Origin of the sequence: Campylobacter sputorum (assembly GCF_002220775.1) — a bacterium.
GTDB classification, from domain to species: Bacteria; Campylobacterota; Campylobacteria; order Campylobacterales; family Campylobacteraceae; genus Campylobacter_F; species Campylobacter_F bovis.
The window spans coordinates 318109-336475 of the sequence record NZ_CP019685.1; the positions used below are offsets into that span (position 1 = coordinate 318109).

The 18367-nt window shown below is 28.9% G+C and carries 17 protein-coding genes and 3 pseudogenes; 14 read left to right on the forward strand and 6 right to left on the reverse strand.

Features of this window, described 5'->3' with window-relative positions:
- Nucleotides 1-24 precede the first annotated feature (24 nt).
- From ffh to CSPB_RS01705, 9 genes are all read left to right on the forward strand, one after another.
- A complete protein-coding gene (gene ffh / locus CSPB_RS01665) occupies nt 25-1362 on the forward strand; it encodes a signal recognition particle protein (RefSeq protein WP_089192903.1) in 1338 nt (445 codons plus the stop codon).
- 79 nt (nt 1363-1441) lie between these two features.
- Complete coding sequence (gene rpsP, locus CSPB_RS01670) at nt 1442-1672, forward strand: 30S ribosomal protein S16 (RefSeq protein ID WP_033916844.1); 231 nt, start codon at nt 1442-1444, stop codon at nt 1670-1672.
- A 2-nt stretch (nt 1673-1674) separates the two neighbouring features.
- Nucleotides 1675-1917 carry a KH domain-containing protein gene (locus CSPB_RS01675; protein ID WP_089192904.1) on the forward strand — a complete coding sequence of 81 codons (243 nt, stop codon included), beginning with the start codon at nt 1675-1677 and terminating at the stop codon, nt 1915-1917.
- Nucleotides 1910-2440 carry a ribosome maturation factor RimM gene (rimM, locus tag CSPB_RS01680; protein ID WP_089192905.1) on the forward strand — a complete coding sequence of 177 codons (531 nt, stop codon included), beginning with the start codon at nt 1910-1912 and terminating at the stop codon, nt 2438-2440. The genes CSPB_RS01675 and rimM overlap by 8 nt, the downstream gene beginning before the upstream one ends.
- Nucleotides 2441-3145: a tRNA (guanosine(37)-N1)-methyltransferase TrmD gene (gene trmD, locus CSPB_RS01685; protein WP_089192906.1), complete on the forward strand. Its 705-nt coding sequence runs from the start codon at nt 2441-2443 to the stop codon at nt 3143-3145. It begins immediately after the preceding gene.
- The gene (gene rplS / locus CSPB_RS01690) at nt 3142-3498 is read left to right on the forward strand and encodes a 50S ribosomal protein L19 (protein ID WP_033916840.1); all 357 of its coding nucleotides are present in this window, start codon (nt 3142-3144) and stop codon (nt 3496-3498) included. The genes trmD and rplS overlap by 4 nt, the downstream gene beginning before the upstream one ends.
- A 254-nt stretch (nt 3499-3752) precedes the next feature.
- On the forward strand, nt 3753-5045 hold the full coding sequence (gltX, locus tag CSPB_RS01695) for a glutamate--tRNA ligase (RefSeq protein ID WP_089192907.1): 1293 nt from the start codon (nt 3753-3755) through the stop codon (nt 5043-5045).
- Complete coding sequence (locus tag CSPB_RS01700; protein WP_089192908.1) at nt 5042-5335, forward strand: YggT family protein; 294 nt, start codon at nt 5042-5044, stop codon at nt 5333-5335. Before gltX ends, CSPB_RS01700 begins: the two co-directional genes overlap by 4 nt.
- A complete protein-coding gene (locus tag CSPB_RS01705) occupies nt 5313-6947 on the forward strand; it encodes a lytic transglycosylase domain-containing protein (RefSeq protein ID WP_089192909.1) in 1635 nt (544 codons plus the stop codon). The genes CSPB_RS01700 and CSPB_RS01705 overlap by 23 nt, the downstream gene beginning before the upstream one ends.
- Here CSPB_RS01705 and CSPB_RS01710 read toward each other — a convergent pair.
- The 4 genes and pseudogenes from CSPB_RS01710 to CSPB_RS09010 all read right to left on the reverse strand — a co-directional run.
- Nucleotides 6862-7347 (reverse strand): lipoprotein, encoded by a 486-nt coding sequence (locus tag CSPB_RS01710; RefSeq protein ID WP_089192910.1) that lies wholly within the window; start codon nt 7345-7347, stop codon nt 6862-6864. The genes CSPB_RS01705 and CSPB_RS01710 overlap by 86 nt on opposite strands.
- A 101-nt stretch (nt 7348-7448) precedes the next feature.
- On the reverse strand, nt 7449-7757 hold the full coding sequence (locus CSPB_RS01715; protein WP_089192911.1) for a thioredoxin family protein: 309 nt from the start codon (nt 7755-7757) through the stop codon (nt 7449-7451).
- A 321-nt stretch (nt 7758-8078) separates the two neighbouring features.
- Nucleotides 8079-8480 (reverse strand): annotated as a pseudogene (locus CSPB_RS09005) (methyl-accepting chemotaxis protein); the annotation flags it as partial.
- Between the two features lie 1023 nt (nt 8481-9503).
- Nucleotides 9504-10070, reverse strand: a pseudogene (locus tag CSPB_RS09010) (cache domain-containing protein); the annotation flags it as partial.
- Between the two features lie 204 nt (nt 10071-10274).
- Here CSPB_RS09010 and dnaE point away from each other — a divergent pair.
- Entirely contained in the window at nt 10275-13859 is a 3585-nt protein-coding gene (gene dnaE, locus CSPB_RS01725; protein WP_089192913.1) for a DNA polymerase III subunit alpha, read from the forward strand.
- A gap of 11 nt (nt 13860-13870) precedes the next feature.
- Nucleotides 13871-14560, forward strand: coding sequence for an SIR2 family NAD-dependent protein deacylase (locus tag CSPB_RS01730; protein ID WP_089192914.1), 690 nt, complete (start codon nt 13871-13873; stop codon nt 14558-14560).
- 31 nt (nt 14561-14591) lie between these two features.
- Here the strand turns inward: CSPB_RS01730 and dsbI are convergent.
- Both dsbI and CSPB_RS01740 read right to left on the reverse strand, forming a co-directional pair.
- Nucleotides 14592-16102 (reverse strand): annotated as a pseudogene (gene dsbI, locus CSPB_RS01735) (disulfide bond formation protein DsbI).
- 9 nt (nt 16103-16111) lie between these two features.
- Nucleotides 16112-16279 carry a hypothetical protein gene (locus CSPB_RS01740; protein ID WP_033916012.1) on the reverse strand — a complete coding sequence of 56 codons (168 nt, stop codon included), beginning with the start codon at nt 16277-16279 and terminating at the stop codon, nt 16112-16114.
- 172 nt (nt 16280-16451) lie between these two features.
- Here CSPB_RS01740 and CSPB_RS01745 point away from each other — a divergent pair, with 172 nt between their 5' ends.
- The 3 genes from CSPB_RS01745 to CSPB_RS01755 are packed head-to-tail and all read left to right on the forward strand — an operon-like array spanning nt 16452 to nt 18351.
- Nucleotides 16452-17234 carry a TOBE domain-containing protein gene (locus CSPB_RS01745; protein WP_089192915.1) on the forward strand — a complete coding sequence of 261 codons (783 nt, stop codon included), beginning with the start codon at nt 16452-16454 and terminating at the stop codon, nt 17232-17234.
- 9 nt (nt 17235-17243) lie between these two features.
- Nucleotides 17244-17978, forward strand: coding sequence for a molybdate ABC transporter substrate-binding protein (gene modA, locus CSPB_RS01750; RefSeq protein WP_089192916.1), 735 nt, complete (start codon nt 17244-17246; stop codon nt 17976-17978).
- Nucleotides 17965-18351 (forward strand): TOBE domain-containing protein, encoded by a 387-nt coding sequence (locus tag CSPB_RS01755; RefSeq protein ID WP_161492174.1) that lies wholly within the window; start codon nt 17965-17967, stop codon nt 18349-18351. The genes modA and CSPB_RS01755 overlap by 14 nt, the downstream gene beginning before the upstream one ends.
- Nucleotides 18352-18367: the final 16 nt, after the last annotated feature.

The following is an 18367-nucleotide window of genomic DNA, read 5'->3' on the forward strand; positions in this document are numbered from 1 at the left end:
AAATTTTTTATTGAGGTAGGATTAGTGTTTGAGCAAATAAGTGATTCTTTTAAGGCAGCTGTTAATAAACTAAAAACCATTGATGATGAAAAAGCACTCAAAAATGCGATGGAAACTCTTAAAAAAGCACTATTAAAAGCCGATGTTTATCATAAAGTTGTAAAAGATCTTTTATCTAATATAGAAAAAGATCTTAAAAGTAGGGGTATTGGTCAAAAACAGTTTTTGGATAGTATTAAAGAAAATTTGACTACTACATTGACAGCTCCTGGTAATCAAGGTTTTGTTTATGCATCAAATCCTCCAACAGTAGTTTTAATGACGGGACTTCAAGGTAGTGGAAAAACAACCACAACAGTTAAACTTGCAAATTTTCTAAAACTGCGCAAAAAAAAGATTTTGGTTGCAGCATGTGACTTGCAAAGACTTGCTGCTGTTGAGCAGCTAAAACAGCTTTGTGCTGAAAATGAAATAGAGCTTTTTAGTTTAGATGGAGAAAATAGTCCTATTAATGTAGCAAAAGAAGCTATAAAAAAAGCAAAAGATGGCTTGTATGATGTTTTGCTTGTTGATACCGCAGGACGCTTGGCTATAGATGAAGAGCTTATGAGTGAATTAAAAGATATAAAATCAGCTATAAGCCCAAATGAGATATTTTATGTTGCAGATTCTATGAGTGGTCAAGATGCTGTAAGATCGGCCAAGGGTTTTGATGAAATACTTGATTTAACTGGTGTAATACTTAGTAAATTTGATTCTGATTCTAAAGGCGGTGTTGCTATAGGTATAGCAAAACAGCTTGAAATTCCTTTAAGATTTGTTGGTATTGGAGAAAAAGTTGCAGATTTAGAAAGTTTTATCCCAGATAGAATAGTAAGTCGTATTATGGGCGAGGGCGATTTAGCAACACTTGTGGAAAAAACAAGTGCTATAATAGACGAAAAAGAGGCAAAAAGATTAAATAAAAAAATAAAAAAAGGTCAGTTTAATTTCAATGATTTCATAGAACAATTAGAAAGCGTTAAGAAACTTGGGAATATGAAGAATCTTATAGGCATGATTCCTGGGCTTTCAAATGTTGCTGGAAAATTAAAAGATATTGATTTAGAAGGATCTGATGAAATAAAACATATAAAGGCTATGATACAATCAATGACTCCAAAAGAGCGTGAAAATCCAGATCTTTTAAATAATTCTAGAAAACGAAGGCTTGCTAGTGGAGCTGGACTTTCTCAGATGGAAGTTAATAAATTTTTAAAACAGTTTAGCAATGCGTCTAAAATAGCCAAAAAGCTATCAAATAAAAATAGTATGCGTGGTATTGAAAGTATGTTAGGTGGAGCTCAAAATTTCCCTAGATAATGGGAAGTTTTGAGAATAAAGTTTAGTTATGGCAAAGGCTATACCTAAGCTTTATTTATAAATTTAAGGAGTAAAAAATATGGCAACAGTTGTTAGATTAACAAGAGCTGGTCGCAAAAAAAGACCTTTTTATCGTATAGTAGTTACAGATAGTAGAAAAAGAAGAGATAGTGGCTGGATAGAAAGCATTGGTTATTATAATCCAATGGTAGATCCAGAAGTTATTAAATTTGATTCTCAAAGACTTGAGTACTGGAAGAGTGTTGGTGCTAAACTAAGTGATAGGGTGGCTAGAATAACTAGCAAATAAAAATGGTAAAAAATTTTTTATTACAATATTCTAAATTAATAGCAGAATTTCCGGATCAAGTTGATATAAAAGAAGAGCAAATTGATGATAATTTTTGCGAACTTACTATTTTTGCAAAAAAGTCTGATGCCGGAAAACTTATAGGTAAAGATGGTAGGATAATAAATGCCATTAAGGCTGTTATCATAGGATGTAAGGCAAAAAATTCTCTTTCTTATAGAGTTACGGTAAAATCTATTGAATAGTGAATTTCTAGAAGTTGCTGTTGTTGGTAAGACTGTTGGGTTAAAAGGGCAATTAAAATTAAATAATAAAAGTGATTTTATAAATCAGTTTAAAAAAGGTGCTATCTTTTACGATAAAAATTCAAATAAATTTGAGGTTGAGAGTTTTGATAAAGCTAAACTTTTAATCAAATTTACCGGCTACAACGATATAGATAGTGCAAAAATACTCACAAACAAGATTTTATATACCACAAAAGCAGATACTATTAAAAATTGTAAATTAAAAAAAGATGAATTTTTTTATTTTGATATCATTGGTTGTAAAATTGTAGAAAACAAGCAAATTTTGGGTATAGTTGATGACATAGAAGAATTTCCTATGAATCATATGTTGCTAATCAAAACATCTGATGAACTTATACAAAAAAATATGCCAAAAAACTTTTATATACCTTATAATAATAGATATATAATAAGCGTTGATATAAAAAATAAAACAATATTTTCAAAAGATAGTATAGACATATTTGAAAATTCATAAATGAAATTTACCTTTGTTACACTTTTTAGAAATCTTGTAGAACCTTATTTTTGTGATTCTATATTAAAAAGAGCTATAGAAAAAAAGCTAATTGATATAAATTTTCTAAATCCAAGAGATTTTAGCAAAAACAGATATAAAAAAGTAGATGATTATATGATAAGTGGTGGTGCTGGGCTTTTGATGAGTGCTCAACCACTTTATGATTTATTGATTCATTTAAAAAAAATGGATAAAAATGTAAAAATCATTTTTGCAACACCAGTTGGTAAAAAATTTTCACAACAAGACGCGAAAAGACTATCAAATTTTTCTCATGTATGTTTTGTTTGCGGTAGATATGAAGGTATTGATGAAAGAATTTATGAGCTTTTTGCAGATGAACTGTTTTGTATAGGGGATTTTGTTTTAACAGGCGGAGAGCTTCCTACACTTTGTATGTGTGATGCCATAAGTAGAAATATTGAAGGTGTTTTGGGAAATAGTAAGTCTTTAGTAGAAGAAAGTTTTGAAAACACTCTTTTGGAAGCTCCCTCTTTTACAAAGCCAGATAATTTTCAGAATTTAAAAGTAGTTTCAGAGTTTTTAAAGGGAAATCATGGTAGAATAAAAGCTTTGAAAGATAATATGGCGATTTGCAAAACTAGGTTCCATCGCCCAGATTTGTATATAAAATCAAAGTCGCTAAACAAAGGAATAAAATGAAAAATAAATATATTGAGGCTTTTGAAAAAGCTCAAAAAGCCGATAAAGAAGTGCCTGAGTTTAGAGCAGGCGATACACTAAGAGTTGCTATTCGCATAAAAGAAGGTGAAAAAACTAGAGTTCAAAACTTTGAGGGTATATGCATAGTTAGAAGAGGAGAATCTGTAAACCAAACATTTGTTATTCGTAAAATTGGTGCAAATGGTGTAGGGGTAGAGAGAATTTTTCCTATTTATAGTGATAGCATAGAATCAATCACAGTTCTAAGAAGAGGTCGTGTTAGAAGAGCAAGATTGTTTTATCTTCGCGAACTTCGTGGTAAAGCTGCTAGAATCAAAGAACTTAAAAAATAAATTCTCAAACTTTAGTATAAATTCGATTTTGAATTTATACTATTTTCAACTTTTATATTTAGTATCAAATTTAAACATTATTTTATTCAATATTTTTTTTGCTTCAAGTCTTAATTTCTATTTTAAAAAATAAAAATAAATTTAATATATTTTGTAAAAATATTTTTACAGTTGTAATCATACAACAATACTCATCTTTTCTTTTTTATAAAGAAAGTTTTAGTATAATCGTAAGAAAAAAATGAAGGATTAAAATGTATCGTTTTGCGCCATCGCCAACTGGTGATATGCATATTGGAAATTTGCGTGCAGCTATATTTAACTATATTTGTTCATTGCAAGATAAAAGCGGTTTTATACTTCGTATAGAAGATACTGATAAAGAAAGAAACATTGAAGGCAAAGATGCTGAAATTTTAGAAATTTTAACAAAATTTGGCATAAAATGGGATACTCTTTATTACCAAAGTAAAAATCTTAAATTTCATAGAGAATTAGCAGCAAAGCTTTTGATGGATAAAAAAGCATTTTTGTGTTTTTGTTCTGATGAAGATATAGCAAAGAAAAAAGAACTTGCAAAAGAAAAAAATATTGCTTATAGATATGATGGAACTTGTGAAAAGTTAAGCGATGAAGAGGTTTTAAATTGCGAAAAGCCATCTGTTATAAGGATGAAAAAACCTAATAAAACCATGAGTTTTATTGATGAAATAAAAGGTAAAATTTCGTTTGAGCCAGAAAATATAGATAGCTTTGTTATCATGCGGACAGACAAAACTCCAACTTACAACTTTGCTTGTGCAGTTGATGATATGCTCGAAGGTGTGGATTTTGTTATAAGAGGTGAAGATCATATAAGTAATACGCCAAAACAAGATTTGATACGAGAATATCTTGGTTATACTGGTAAATTTAGATATGCTCATCTACCTATAATATTAAACGAACATGGCACAAAAATGAGCAAAAGAGAAAATAGTTCTTCTGTAAAATGGCTTTTAGAAGCTGGATATATGCCAGAAGCAATTGCAAATTATCTAATTATGCTAGGCAATAAAACCCCATGTGAAATATTTAGCATGAATGAAGCAGTGGAGTGGTTTGATATAAAAAAAGTATCAAAAAGCCCAGCTAAATTTGACATAGATAAGCTTTCGCAAATAAATAGAGAACACATAAAAAGAGCAAGCGATGAAAGATTAGCACAACTTTTTGAAATGCCTATTAAATTTGCTTCACTTATTCGTTTTTATACACAAGAATCAAGTTTGATTGTAGAGATAAAAGATAAAATTTCACATATTTATTCGCCTAAAAACATACAAGGTGAGTATGAAAATGAGATGAAAATCTTAAAAGATGCTATATTAAAATTAGATTATAAAGATAGTTTTGATGAGTTTAAAAAAGCTCTTATGGGTCAAACTTCCCTAAAAGGTAAAAAGTTTTTTATGCCACTTAGACTTCTTATAACAGGCAAAGAACATGGACCTGAGTTAAGTGAGCTTTATGATTTTATAAAAAATGATATAAAGGAGATAATTTGATAGTAAGTAATCTTATATTTGCAATTGCAAGCATACTTCATTTTGTTTTAGTAGGATATATGTGGGTCATAATAATTGCGGCTCTAATCTCTTGGGTTAGACTAGATCCATACAATAAATTAGTCCAAACCCTATATAGACTTACAGAGCCTGTATATGCCAAGATTAGAAGCATTGTGCCAACAACATTTGGCGGTATTGACATCGCACCAGTTATTGTTATTCTTATAATACAATTTTTAGATCTTTTTGTAGTAAGGAGTTTATTTGGTTTTGCTGCTGCGATGTAGTTTAGTATTTTTTCTATATTTAAGTTTTTCTTTTAGTGCAGTTATTGATGTTCAAAATTTAAAAAAAGAGTCAAAAAGTTTAGTAAAAGATTATTATTTTTATAGGCTTTTAACTGAAGGCAATTATACAAAAGACGATGTTTATGCTCTTAGAGACGATGTTTATAGATATAGGGGTAAACTTAAAACAGCCATAGAAAAAGTAATTGGATCAAAACCAGAAGTTGTTTCGCAGTGCGAAATGACTTATCCAAATATAATGGATGCAAATGAGAGTTGTCAAATAAAACTTCTTTATATGGGTAGGGTTTTAAATTTAAGTAATGAAGATAGAAACAAACTTATAGAAAAATATCAATTTTCTTATTCAAATTCTGCCAATATGTTAATGGGTTTAAATTCAAAAGATCCTGCTTTATACTATGAAAAGACATTAGATAGTTCAAATTTTATAACATATTATAATATTTATAATAAAAACAAAAATTTTGATAAAAGATATAATTTGGATTTTATCAATAAACTTATAAATGAAAAAAGATTTGAAAACACAATAAAAAGTTTTGTTATAAACAAAAATATGTCAAAATTTAGAAAATCCTTGCTAAAAGCAGATCCAAAAAACTCATATTCTTATAATGTTGCTTTTTATTTAGGTGTAAATGCTTTGCTTTTTGATAAGCCAGATATTGCAATAAAATTTTTTAAACAAGCTTCAAATATGACTTCCTATCAAAGTTTTAAAGACAACGCAAATTTTTGGGTTTATTATCTAAGTAAAGATAAAACTACTCTTTTGGATATAGCAAATAGTGATGATATAAATATTTATAGTATTTATGCTAGAGAGCTTACTCGTGTTGATAAAAAAGATATTTTTGTTCCAAGACCAAAAGTTACATCGTTAAAATATTATAGCGTTAGCGATCCTTTTACTTGGGAGTATACTAAAAAAACTATAAAAGATATGAATAGCTCGCAGCTTACTGATTTTGCAGCTAAATTTTATACTATAGATACAGTTGGGCATTATAGCTATATGATGGAAAAAGCTAGCAATTATAAAAATCACTACTATCCAATGGCGTATGATTATTTACTTGATGGCGTTGATGTGCATAGAAAAGCACTTATTTTTGCATTAGCAAGACAGGAAAGCAGGTTTATCCCAAGTGCTATTTCTGTTTCTTATGCTTTAGGAATGATGCAATTTATGCCATTTTTAGCAAATGATATCGGAAAAAAACAGTTAAATATAGAGAATTTTGATCAAGATGATATGTTTAAACCAGAAGTTGCATATAAATTTGCAAATGTTCATTTGGATTATCTTGAAAAATATCTTTATCATCCTATTTTCATAGCCTATGCGTATAATGGCGGGATTGGTTTTACTAAAAAAATGCTTGTAAACGATGCTATGTTTTTAAAAGGCAAATATGAACCATTTTTGAGTATGGAATTAGTAAAAGCTGATGAAACTAGGGATTATGGTAAGAAAGTTTTGTCAAACTATGTTGTTTATCTTAACGCTTTGGCTGCCAATACATCGATACAGAAACTTTTTGAAATGCTAGTTCAATCCGAGCCGATGGATAAATTTCGAAATTAAGCCTAAGCACATCTGTGTTTTTCCTTGGAGATATAACTTCATAGTATTTTCCCCAAGGAACACTAAAAGCAACTTTTTTCAAAAGTTCATCACCTTCTTTTAATTCTCTTATCATAACATCTTGAATGCTACTATTTACAGTAAATGAATTTTCGTTTATATCTATTTCTTTTGGATAAATTGCCACTATAAAATGTTCTTCAAGGTTTTTGCTGACTAAATTTGGATAAACTGGATTTAGATATGTTCCTAAGGCTAAAATTCTCTCGTTTTTATTTATGATTTCTGTTTTTTGTGTATAAGCTAAAAGTTCATTTTTTATTGGATCATGGGTTATATTTTTATTTGAACACGCACTTAAAAAAATGGCTATTATAATTGTAAAAATAATTTTTTTCATAAAATACCTTATATCATTTTTGTTATTTTAGCCAAATTTTGATAAAAAAATAAATCATAATATTGATTTTATAAAATTTAGTAGCTATTTAGCTACTAAATTTACATAAGTTTTTTTATACCTTCTTCTATACTGCTTTTGCTGCGTGGCTCTACAACTCTATCATAAATTTCTTTACCATCTTTTAGATAAAATATAGTTGGTATGTGTCTTATTGCGTATTCATCTCTCACACCTTCACTATCATCTACATTTACATCATAAAAATTTATGTTTAAATACGCTTTTTCTAGTTCTTGAAGTATAGGTTTTGCAAATTTACAGTCTTTGCACCAAGGCGCACCAAAATAAACTACACCACTTCCACTTGACATTACATTTTTTATCTCATCTTGATTTAATACTTTCATATTTTCTCCTTTGGAATTTTTAATATTATACTTATAAATAGTAAAAATTTATAAAATATAAACAAAGTTTATCTCTAAATTTCAAATTCTAAAAATTCTATATGTCATACTTATCACAACCATAAGCGAAACTAGAGTAGCTGGTGTTGATTTTGAAAAATTGTATAAGAAATTACAAAAAGCATTTAATAACTTAAATTTACCAAAAGCATTAATTACTGATAAACAAAAACAAAGTATTTATAAGATATAGTTTATTTTAATAGTTTACTTCTAGATGCTTTAAGCATCTAGAAAATTTATATATTAAGGGGGATTAATTTAAAACCTATTATTCCTTACACTCTCAACTATATCTTTAGACATAGTATCAAGTTCTTTTGTAATGCTGTTTGTATTGTTTGCAATATTAACATTTTCTTTTGTTAAAGCATCTACATCAGCTACAGAGTTATTTATCATAGATATTGCTTCAGTTTGTTCTCTAATGCTTTCACTCATCTCATTTATTGATTGAGTTAAAACATTTACATTAGCTTCTATCTCAGTTAAAGATTTACCTGTTTTTTCAGCAAGTTTTCTAACTTCATCAGCAACAACTGCAAATCCTCTTCCTGCTTCTCCAGCTCTTGCTGCTTCTATAGCAGCATTAAGTGCTAGAAGATTAGTTTGTTCTGATATATCTTTTATAATAGTTATAACATTTTTAATCTCTTCACTTTGAGCTATAACTTCTGTTGTTTTTTGATTAATTGAGTTCATTGAGCTAGACATCTCTTCAACTGCAGCTGCACTTTCTTCAAGTGAACTAGCTTGTTTTTTAGCTGAAGCTGTTATTTGATCTACTGCTTTAGATAATAGATCTGATTTTTGTTGTAAGCTCTCTGCTTGAGATAGATTTTGTTTAAGCATATTTGATATTTCAATGCCTAAAGTATTTATACCTTGAGCAATAACACCTTTATCTTCTATAGAAGTTGTAAAGTCTTTGTTTTGGAAAGATTTTAATAAATTTAGTATATTATGTCCATTATCTGCTATAAGTGAGACTAATGTTGTTTGTAACTCTTTAAATGCTTCTTTTAGATTATTAAGTGCTGGATTTGAAGAATTTGCTTCAAATGATACTAAGAAGTTACCTTCTTTTATCTCATCTACAAATGTATTAGCTTGTTTTATAAATACTTCTTCATCAGATAAATTCTTTTTAGTTTTTTCAATGTTTTCATTAATAGCTTTAGCCATAGCTCCAAATTCATCTTTTGTTTTTACATTTATTGTATTAGCATCTTTTGATTCATGATTTATAAATTTAAATACATTGTTTAGACCTGATTGGATTATAGAGATTGGTTTTAAAGCTCTTGTTATTATGAAAGTTAAGATAGATACTATAAGTATAATAAATATAGTTGAAGTTACACTTTGACTTTTAATTATATAACTTAGTGTGCTATCATAATCACTCATTGAGTTTGCTGAACAAATAAGCCAGTTAGCAGCTTCGTATTTTTCGCAAGCACCAACTTTATGATCTCCCATAAAGTCATATTCAAAAGGTTTGTTTCCAAATTTATTGTAAAAGTTTATAAAATCTGTAGCAATTTGTTTTACTTCAGGATTATCAGACATTATCATATCTTTTTTTGCATGAGAGACAAACTGTTTTGAGTTGATATCTATAACAGTAATTAAACTTGTTGAAGAATCTTTAATATTTGCTAACACTAAACCTAATCTATCCAAAAATACATCACTTGCAATAACTCCTATTAATTTACCGTCTATTACCACTTTTTGAGCTATGGATATTGTTGGTTTATTGCCTGTTTTTGCTATATATGGTTTTGTAAAAATTATTTTATCACTATTAGTTGCGAGTTTATACCACTCCCTTTTTCTTGGTTCATAATTATCTTTTTCTATAGTTCTAAAAATAAAACTAACTTTCTTATTATCTTCAATATCTGTTCTATAAAAATTTCCATCACTCTCATATGCAAAAAATATGTTTTCTAAGCTAGAGGTTTTTGATATAAACATTATTTGTTGATTTAATAAATCTCTATCCATAATATATTGCGGATTATTTTGTAAAAAATCTGCAAAATTTTCAATTGCTTTAATTTTATCTGTAAAAAACTCACCAATTAATAAATCTGCAGAAAAAGACATAGAACTTTTGCTAGCTTCACTTGTATTTATAATTATATCTCGTGTATGCTTATAACTAATGAATGTAAACACAGAAAAGCAAATAACCAAAAGAACTAAAATATATACAGCCAATTTATTTGAAATTTTATTTAACATTATAGTGCTCCTATTTAAAAATTGAATTTAAATTATAGCACTACTACCCCCCCCCTTGTCAAGATAAAAATAATAAAATTTATTTAAATAAAATTTATTAAGATATTTTAATGTTTTAAAATTTTTGATAAAGGATATAAAAGAGTTTTTTAACTAAATTTACTGTAATATAAAATGTAATATTAAGTTAGATATGGAAAAATTATGAGCAAATTTACACATTTACATTTACATACAGAATATTCACTTCTTGATGGTGCTAATAAGATAAAAGAGCTTGCTTCTACGCTAAAAGAACAAGGGATAGGGGCTTGTGCAATAACAGATCATGGAAATATGTTTGGTGCGATTGATTTTTATAAAACAATGAAAGCTAACGGCATAAAGCCACTTATAGGCATGGAAGCTTATGTGCATAATGGTGATGATATAGAAGATAAAAGTACAAAACAGAGATTTCACCTCATTTTAATAGCTAAAAATGAAACAGGCTATAAAAATCTTATGTATTTAAGCTCTATGGCTTATATAAAAGGTTTTTATTATTATCCTAGAATAAACAAAAAAGTTTTAAGAGAGCATAGCGATGGGCTTATTTGCTCTTCAGCATGTTTAGCAGGTGAAGTAAACTGGCATTTAAATTTAAGTGAGAGAAATACAAAATATGGTGCAAAAGGTTATGAGAGAGCAAAAGAGGTTGCACTTGAGTATAAAGATATATTTGGAGATGATTTTTATCTTGAAATTATGCGTCATGGCATCAATGAACAAAGAGCAATTGATGATCAAATTTTACAAATTTCAAAAGAAACTGGCATAAAAGTTATAGCAACAAATGATGCTCACTATACATTGAAACAAAGAGCTGAAGCTCATGAGGTATTTATGTGTATAGCTATGAAAAAAACATTAAATGACAAAGATAGATTAAGACATAGTGTGCATGAGTTTTATGTAAAAACAGATGAGCAGATGAGGGAAATTTTTGCAGATATTCCAGAAGTTATAGAAAATACAGCCGAAATTGTAGATAAGTGCAATTTAGAGCTTCATCTAGGTGATCCAACTCCGCCAAATTTTAAATTTACAACACAATATGCAAAAGAGATGGATATAACTTTACCAGAACCTGATAATAAATATAGCTTTGCAAATGATGCACTTTTTTTTGAGATAATTTCAAAAAGAGGATTAGAAGAAAGACTTAAATTTATTCCACAAGATCAACACAAGTTATATAAAGATAGATTGGATCATGAAATAGCCATCATAGATAAGATGAAATTTCCTGGTTATATGCTTATAGTTTGGGATTTTATAAGAGAGGCAAAAGATAGAGGTGTGCCAGTTGGTCCTGGTAGAGGATCTGCTGCTGGTTCACTTGTAGCTTATAGCCTTAAGATAACTGACATTGATCCTTTACCATACAATCTACTTTTTGAGCGTTTTTTAAATCCTGATCGTATAAGTATGCCAGATATAGATGTGGATTTTTGTCAAGATAGAAGAGGTGAGATAATTGACTATGTAATACAAAAGTATGGTTGTTATAATGTTGCACAAGTTGCAACTTTTGGTAAGTTGCTTGCAAAAGGTGTTATTAGAGATGTTGCAAGGGTTTGCGATATGCCTTATAAAGAAGCTGATGAGATGGCAAAACTTATACCAGATGAGCTTAAAATAACTCTTAGTGGATATCTTGGAAAAGATGGTAAAATGGTCGATGGTGCCTTGCAAAAAGAACCAAAGATAACAGAGCTCATTTCAAGTAATCCTTTGGCAAATCAAATTTGGAGATTTGCAAATGATTTAGAAGGACTAAACAGAAATGCAGGAATGCACGCAGCAGGCGTTGTGATAAGCAATGAGCCTCTTTGGAATAAAACCCCTCTTTTTAAACAATCAAATGGAGAAGATGGGCATTATGTAACACAATATACAAAAGATTATTTGGAAGATGTAGATTTAATCAAATTTGACTTTCTTGGCTTAAAAACACTTACTGTTATTAATAATGCTTTAATGCTTATAAAAAGAAGATATGATAAAGATATACTTTGGGAAGAGATAGATTTTAATGAAAAAGATACATATAAGCTTATACAAAGTGGAAAAACTCTTGGTGTATTTCAGATAGAAAGTGGCGGTATGCAAGAGCTTGGCATAAGGCTAAAACCAGACTGCTTTGAAGATATTATCGCTATGATTGCTTTGTATCGTCCAGGACCGATGGATCTTATACCTGATTTTATAGATAGAAAACATGGAAAAGCAAAAGTTGAGTATCTTATAGATGATATAAAAGAGATTTTAGAGCCGACTTATGGGATTATCGTATATCAAGAACAAGTTATGCAAATTGTTCAAAAAATAGGTGGTTTTAGCCTTGGCGAAGCAGATTTGGTTCGCCGTGCAATGGGTAAAAAAGAAGAGAAAAAACTTGCCGCTATGAAAGAAAAGTATTTAGATGGTGCAAAAAGACTAGGTTATGATGTCTCAAAAGCTGATGAGCTTTTTGAACTTATTATGAAATTTGCCTCTTATGGTTTTAACAAATCGCATGCTGCGGCGTATTCTTTGATTACTTTTCAAACAGCTTATCTAAAAGCTCATTATCCAGCAGAATTTATGGCTGCACTTTTAACAAGTGAAGAGAATAATGCTGATAAATTATCAAGATATATGGATGAGATAAAACGCCTTGATATAGAACTTTTACCGCCTAGTATAAATATGTCCATAAGGGAATTTAGTGTTGTAAAGGATGGAAAATCAATCATTTATGGTCTTGGTGCTATCAAAGGTGTTGGTCTTGGTGCTATAGAAAATATAATAGAACAACGAGGAGATGGTTTTAAAGATATTGATGATTTTGTTTCAAAAGTTGATAGCTTTAAAGTAAATAAAAAAGTTATAGAATCTTTAATAAAATCAGGAGCCATGAGCGCACTTGGATTAACTAGAATGTGCTTACTAAGAAATGTTGAAAATATTTTAGAAGCATGCAAAAGCTCTGATAGTATAAAGAAAAACGCCAAAGAATCGCTTTTTGGAGAAGATGAGAGTATGAGTGTTGTTAGGGTTGATCTTTTAAAAACCGATGAAGAGCTCCCTCTTATGGAAATTTTAGGTTATGAGCTTGAAACTCTTGGAATTTACCTTTCTGGTCATCCACTTAAAGAGTATGAAGAGAAGATAAGAGTCTTAAAAGATATAACATTTAGCAACTCTTTTGGCGATATTAACGGCTCAAGAGATATAAAAATTGTTGCAAAAATAGAAGATATTGAAACCAAAATTACCAAAAAAGGTAATAAAATGGGCATAATAAAACTTTTAGATCTTTATGGAACTTTTTCTATGAGTGTTTTTGAAAAATCACTTGATTTGTTTTTAAATTTAAGTAGTGAAGATAAACAAAAACCATTTATATTTGCTATAAATTTGACAAATGAAAATTCTCAAATAAATGCAAGATTTTTAAGTATGGCAAATTTAGATGAGGCTGAAAATTTTGTTTTTACTCCAAGAAAAAATAGAAATTTTTATCAAAAACCGCAAAAAAATGAAACACAAAAAGTTTATGAAAATTTAGAAGTGTCTATAGATATCCAAAATTTAAATCAAGAAATCATAAATAAAATTTACTCAAGAGCCCATTTTGAACATAAAAATGGTGGAGATAAAAAATTAACTCTTATCGTACAAACTAAAAGCCAACATTTTATATATAAAACTGATTTTTTAGTTACTGATGGCTTTGAAGAAAATATCCATAATATCGCATAAAAGGAGTTAGTATGAATGAAGTTTTGATACTAAGTGGTGCTGGACTTAGTGCAGATAGTGGATTAAAAACTTTTCGTGATAATGGCGGTCTTTGGGAAGAATATGATGTTATGGAAGTTTGTTCTGTCAGTGGGTTTGCAAAGGATAGAAAAAAAGTACTTGATTTTTATGATAAAAGAAGAGTCCAACTTAAAGATGTAAAGCCAAATGAAGCACATTTTAATATAGCTAGATTAAAATCAAAATTTAAAGATAAAATTTCTGTTTTAACGCAAAATGTTGATGATTTATTAGAAAGAGCAGGGTGTGAGGATGTGATTCATTTACACGGCGAGTTAACAAAACTTAGGTGTGAAAGGTGTGGCGAAATATTTGATATAGGGTATGATGGAATGAATGGCAAAAAATGTCCAAAATGTGGGAGCGAATTTTTGCGTCATCATGTAGTAATGTTTGGAGAAATGGCACCTTTTTATGAAATTTTGTTTCAAAGACTTAATGAGATGAAACTTTTTGTTTGTATAGGTTCAAGTGGAGAGGTTTTAGATGTCGCAAGTTATGCTAGGATTGCTAAATTTAGTATCTTAAATAATTTATCGCCTTCTAAAATAGATAAAAATTTTGATAAAGTTTATAACGAAACAGCAGTTAGTGCAGCCTCTAAAATTTATAAAGATATAGAAGAATTTTTAAGTAATTAAACACACAATCTAAGCCTATTAAAGGCTTAGATTACTCTAGTGTAAATAGTATGTTTTTACCATCTTGGTAAGATAATATATTAAATTTACCATCTTTTAATACTATGCTTCTTGCATTTGTAATTTCGCTTGGATAAGACAAAGTTTTTTCTATCTTTTCGCTTTTTGGATCAATTGATATTATCACATTATGATTTTTACTAAGTGCATAAATTTTATCATTATCATATATCATAGAAGTTATATAAAGATCTCCTAAACTCGCATTGTCTTTTAAATTTACATCTGGTGTGAATTCTGCTGATAAAGTCATATTATCTATCAAAATTTTAGATATAACAAAAGTTTTTTTATCTTTATTATTTGGAACTGTTGCTATATAAATATATTTTCCATCATTTGTCATACTAGCAATATGATTTAGTTTTGCCCTTACTGTGCTAATTCTACCTCTGCCAAGATCTTTTTTATTTGTTTCAAATTTATCTCTACCTTTTATGAAATCGGCATAACCAGCTACTTCATCTGCATTGTCATTTTTAGCAAATTTTAAAAAAGTTTTGTTTGAACCCATTAATATAAATTTATTTTCGCTAAGTGCATTAACCGATATTATAGGATCTATGGTTGCGGAAAAATAAGGATCTATCTCTAGTTCATTTGTAATATAAAATTTGTATCCATAAAATAAACATTCCATTTTGAACTTGCTATAAACTCGCTATTTGCAAACTCAAGAGAATTTATGGGTTTTGATAAATTTATATCTTGTCTTGAAGATATTTTTAAATCTTCATCTATGTTTAAAGGAGCTTTTGATGAATCGTTATCGAAGCTAATCCCTAGTTTTGTAGCCGGAGCAAAAGCATAATCCGGAGCTTTTACATCTCTTTTGCCTAAAAATGATATTGTTTTAAAGTTATTATCATTTCCTGTTTTATCCCAAATGATATATTTTTTATCTAAAGTAAATCTAACTGGATCTCCTTGACCAGAATACGGCGGTATGCCAGTACTAACAAAAGCTTGAAAAACATTTGATGCTATAATAAAAGCTGATATTATAAATGCACCCATAGAAAGCTTGCTTAAATTTCTATATTTGTCTTCTCCTATTTCTTTTGCAAAATAGCTAAATTTAGGTGCAAATAAAAATATAATACCAAGTATTATGATAACAGCCCAAAATACAACTTCAGCCCAAAAATAAGTATGTATACCAAATACAGCTAATCCAAAACCTTGATCAAGATCTCTGTGTGCGTGGTTTCCAAAATGTGCAAATGATTGCCAAAGTCCAAATGCTGTAACTATAAGAAGCATTGCTAAATATTTTGGTTTTAAGCCATATCTTACTATAAAAAGTGCAAGCACTCCTATAAATATCATCGCTTCTCGTTGTCCCCAGCACAATGTGCGCGGACTATCTTTTAACACATATCCAAAATACAAATTTGCTATGCCAACTGGCAAAAGTATAATTAAAAATCCAGCTAAACACATCAAAGCATAAAATAATTTTACTTTCTTTATCTCGTTCATCTCTTTCCTTTATAAATTCATTATTGTTAGTAGTGCTGATGATTTATGTCCTATATAAAGATAAATCATAAACAACCAAGAAAAAGCAACTATGCCAAATGCTATATTTTCCATCTTTGGTTTTACTATAATAACTATTAAAGCTATTAAAACTAAAAGCAGCTGTAAAAATTCCATTATTACTCCTTTAAATTTTTTAAAATCGTCATATTAATATAATAAAACTTAAATATAAATATTAATAGGAAATTTTTAATTTTAAGTTTTATTTAACAAAATATCTAAATCGTTATATACTATAATATATAATTAAGAAAAAAATCATTATAATTCCACCAAAAGGAAAAAAATGGAATTGGTTTCAAATTTTATTATTAAATCTGGAAGTAGTGATTTTGTGTTACAAAAACGCATAAATCTTTTAAAAGAAATAGATAAAACCGGATCTATTTTACAAGCTGCCAAAAATATACCAATGAGTTATAAAGCAGCTTGGGATACTATTGATTTGATGAATAACTTATCAGAAAAACCACTTATAGAGCGTAAATCTGGTGGAAAAAATGGTGGAGGAAGTTTTTTGAGTGAATATGGAAAAACACTCATAAAAACATATGAAAATATAGTAGATATTCAAAAAAGATTTTTAAAACAAATTTCTAAAAATGTTGATTTTGATAGTGGAAAAATAATAAATTTAGAAAGATTAACAATGCAAATAAGTGCTAGAAATGTTTTTGGCGGTAAAGTTGAAAGCATAAAAAATGGTAATATAAACTCAGATGTGTTAGTTTGTTTAAATGGCGGAGCAAAGATTTCTTCAACCATAACAACTACTTCTGCTCAAAATCTTGGGCTTGAGGTTAACAAAGATGTCAAAGTTATAATAAAATCAAGTTCAGTTATGATAGCAAATAGCAAAGATATCACAATAAGTGCTAGAAACATCATCAAAGGAAAGATTATAAATGTTATAAAAGATGACATAAGCTCAGAAATTCAGCTTGATATAGGCGGTGGGCAAATTTTAACAGCTATTATCACTCAAAACTCAGCTCAAAAACTTGAGCTAATAGAAGGAAAACTGGTTTATGGTGTGATAAAATCAAGTGAAGTTATGATAGGATTATGAGGAGAAAAAATGAAAAGATTGTTTTTGCTAATTTTAGTTAGCGCTTGTTTGCTAAATGCTGCAAGCATAAGAGTGGCTGCTGCTGCAAATATAGGCTATGTTTTTGAAGAACTTAAAAAAGAATTTCTAAAAACTAGACCAAATGATAAAGTTGAGGTTACGCTTGGAAGCAGTGGAAAACTTAATGCACAAATTAAAGCAGGAGCGAATTATGCGATTTTTATGGCAGCAAATATGGATTTTGCTGATGACTTATATAAAAATGGGTTTAGTAAAAATGCCCCTGAAATTTATACTCGTGGTGTTTTGATGATGTTTAGCAAAGAAAAAAGAGATATGGATAAAGGTTTAGAACTTTTAAAGGATGATAAAATTCATAAAATTGCTGTTGCAAATACAAAAACAGCACCATATGGCATAGCGTCTCTTGAAGCTTTTAAAAAAAGTGGAGTTTATGAGAGCATAAAAGATAAAATAGTTCAAGCAGATAGTATTTCTGGAGTTTTACCTTATGCATTAACTGCAGCTGAGATAGGATTTATACCAAAATCTGGACTTGCTGGAAAAGATGAATATAAAAAGGGTGAGAACTTTATGGAAGTTGATAGATCACTTTATACTCCTATTGATCAAGCTATGGTGTTGATAAAGGCATATGAAAACAACACTTTGGCACAAGATTTTTATAAATTTATAAAAAGCGATGTCGCTAAATCCATATTTGCAAAACATGGATACGAATAAGATTTATTCAAGAGTCGTTAGCATAAAGACTAATGGCTCTTTAAATTTAATAAATTTATCTAGTGATGTTGGTGATCTTGCGTTTGTTTCTTTGGATATTTTGTTATCTTTAAATGATAAAGTAGTTGTTGGTTTTAAGTCATCAGCAGTTGCAATTTGCAAAACAAAAAGAGATGATTTAAGCTATTTAAATCAAATTGAAGTAGAGATTTCTAGTATAGAAAAAGGAGAAATTTTAACAAAAATAGTAGGTTGTAAAAATGGGATATTTATATCTTCATTGATAACTACAAATTCAACAAATAGACTAAATTTACAAGTTGGTGAAAATGTAGTATTTCTTATAAAATCAACTGATATGTTTTTAGTGTAAAGTGAGGTGAAATTTG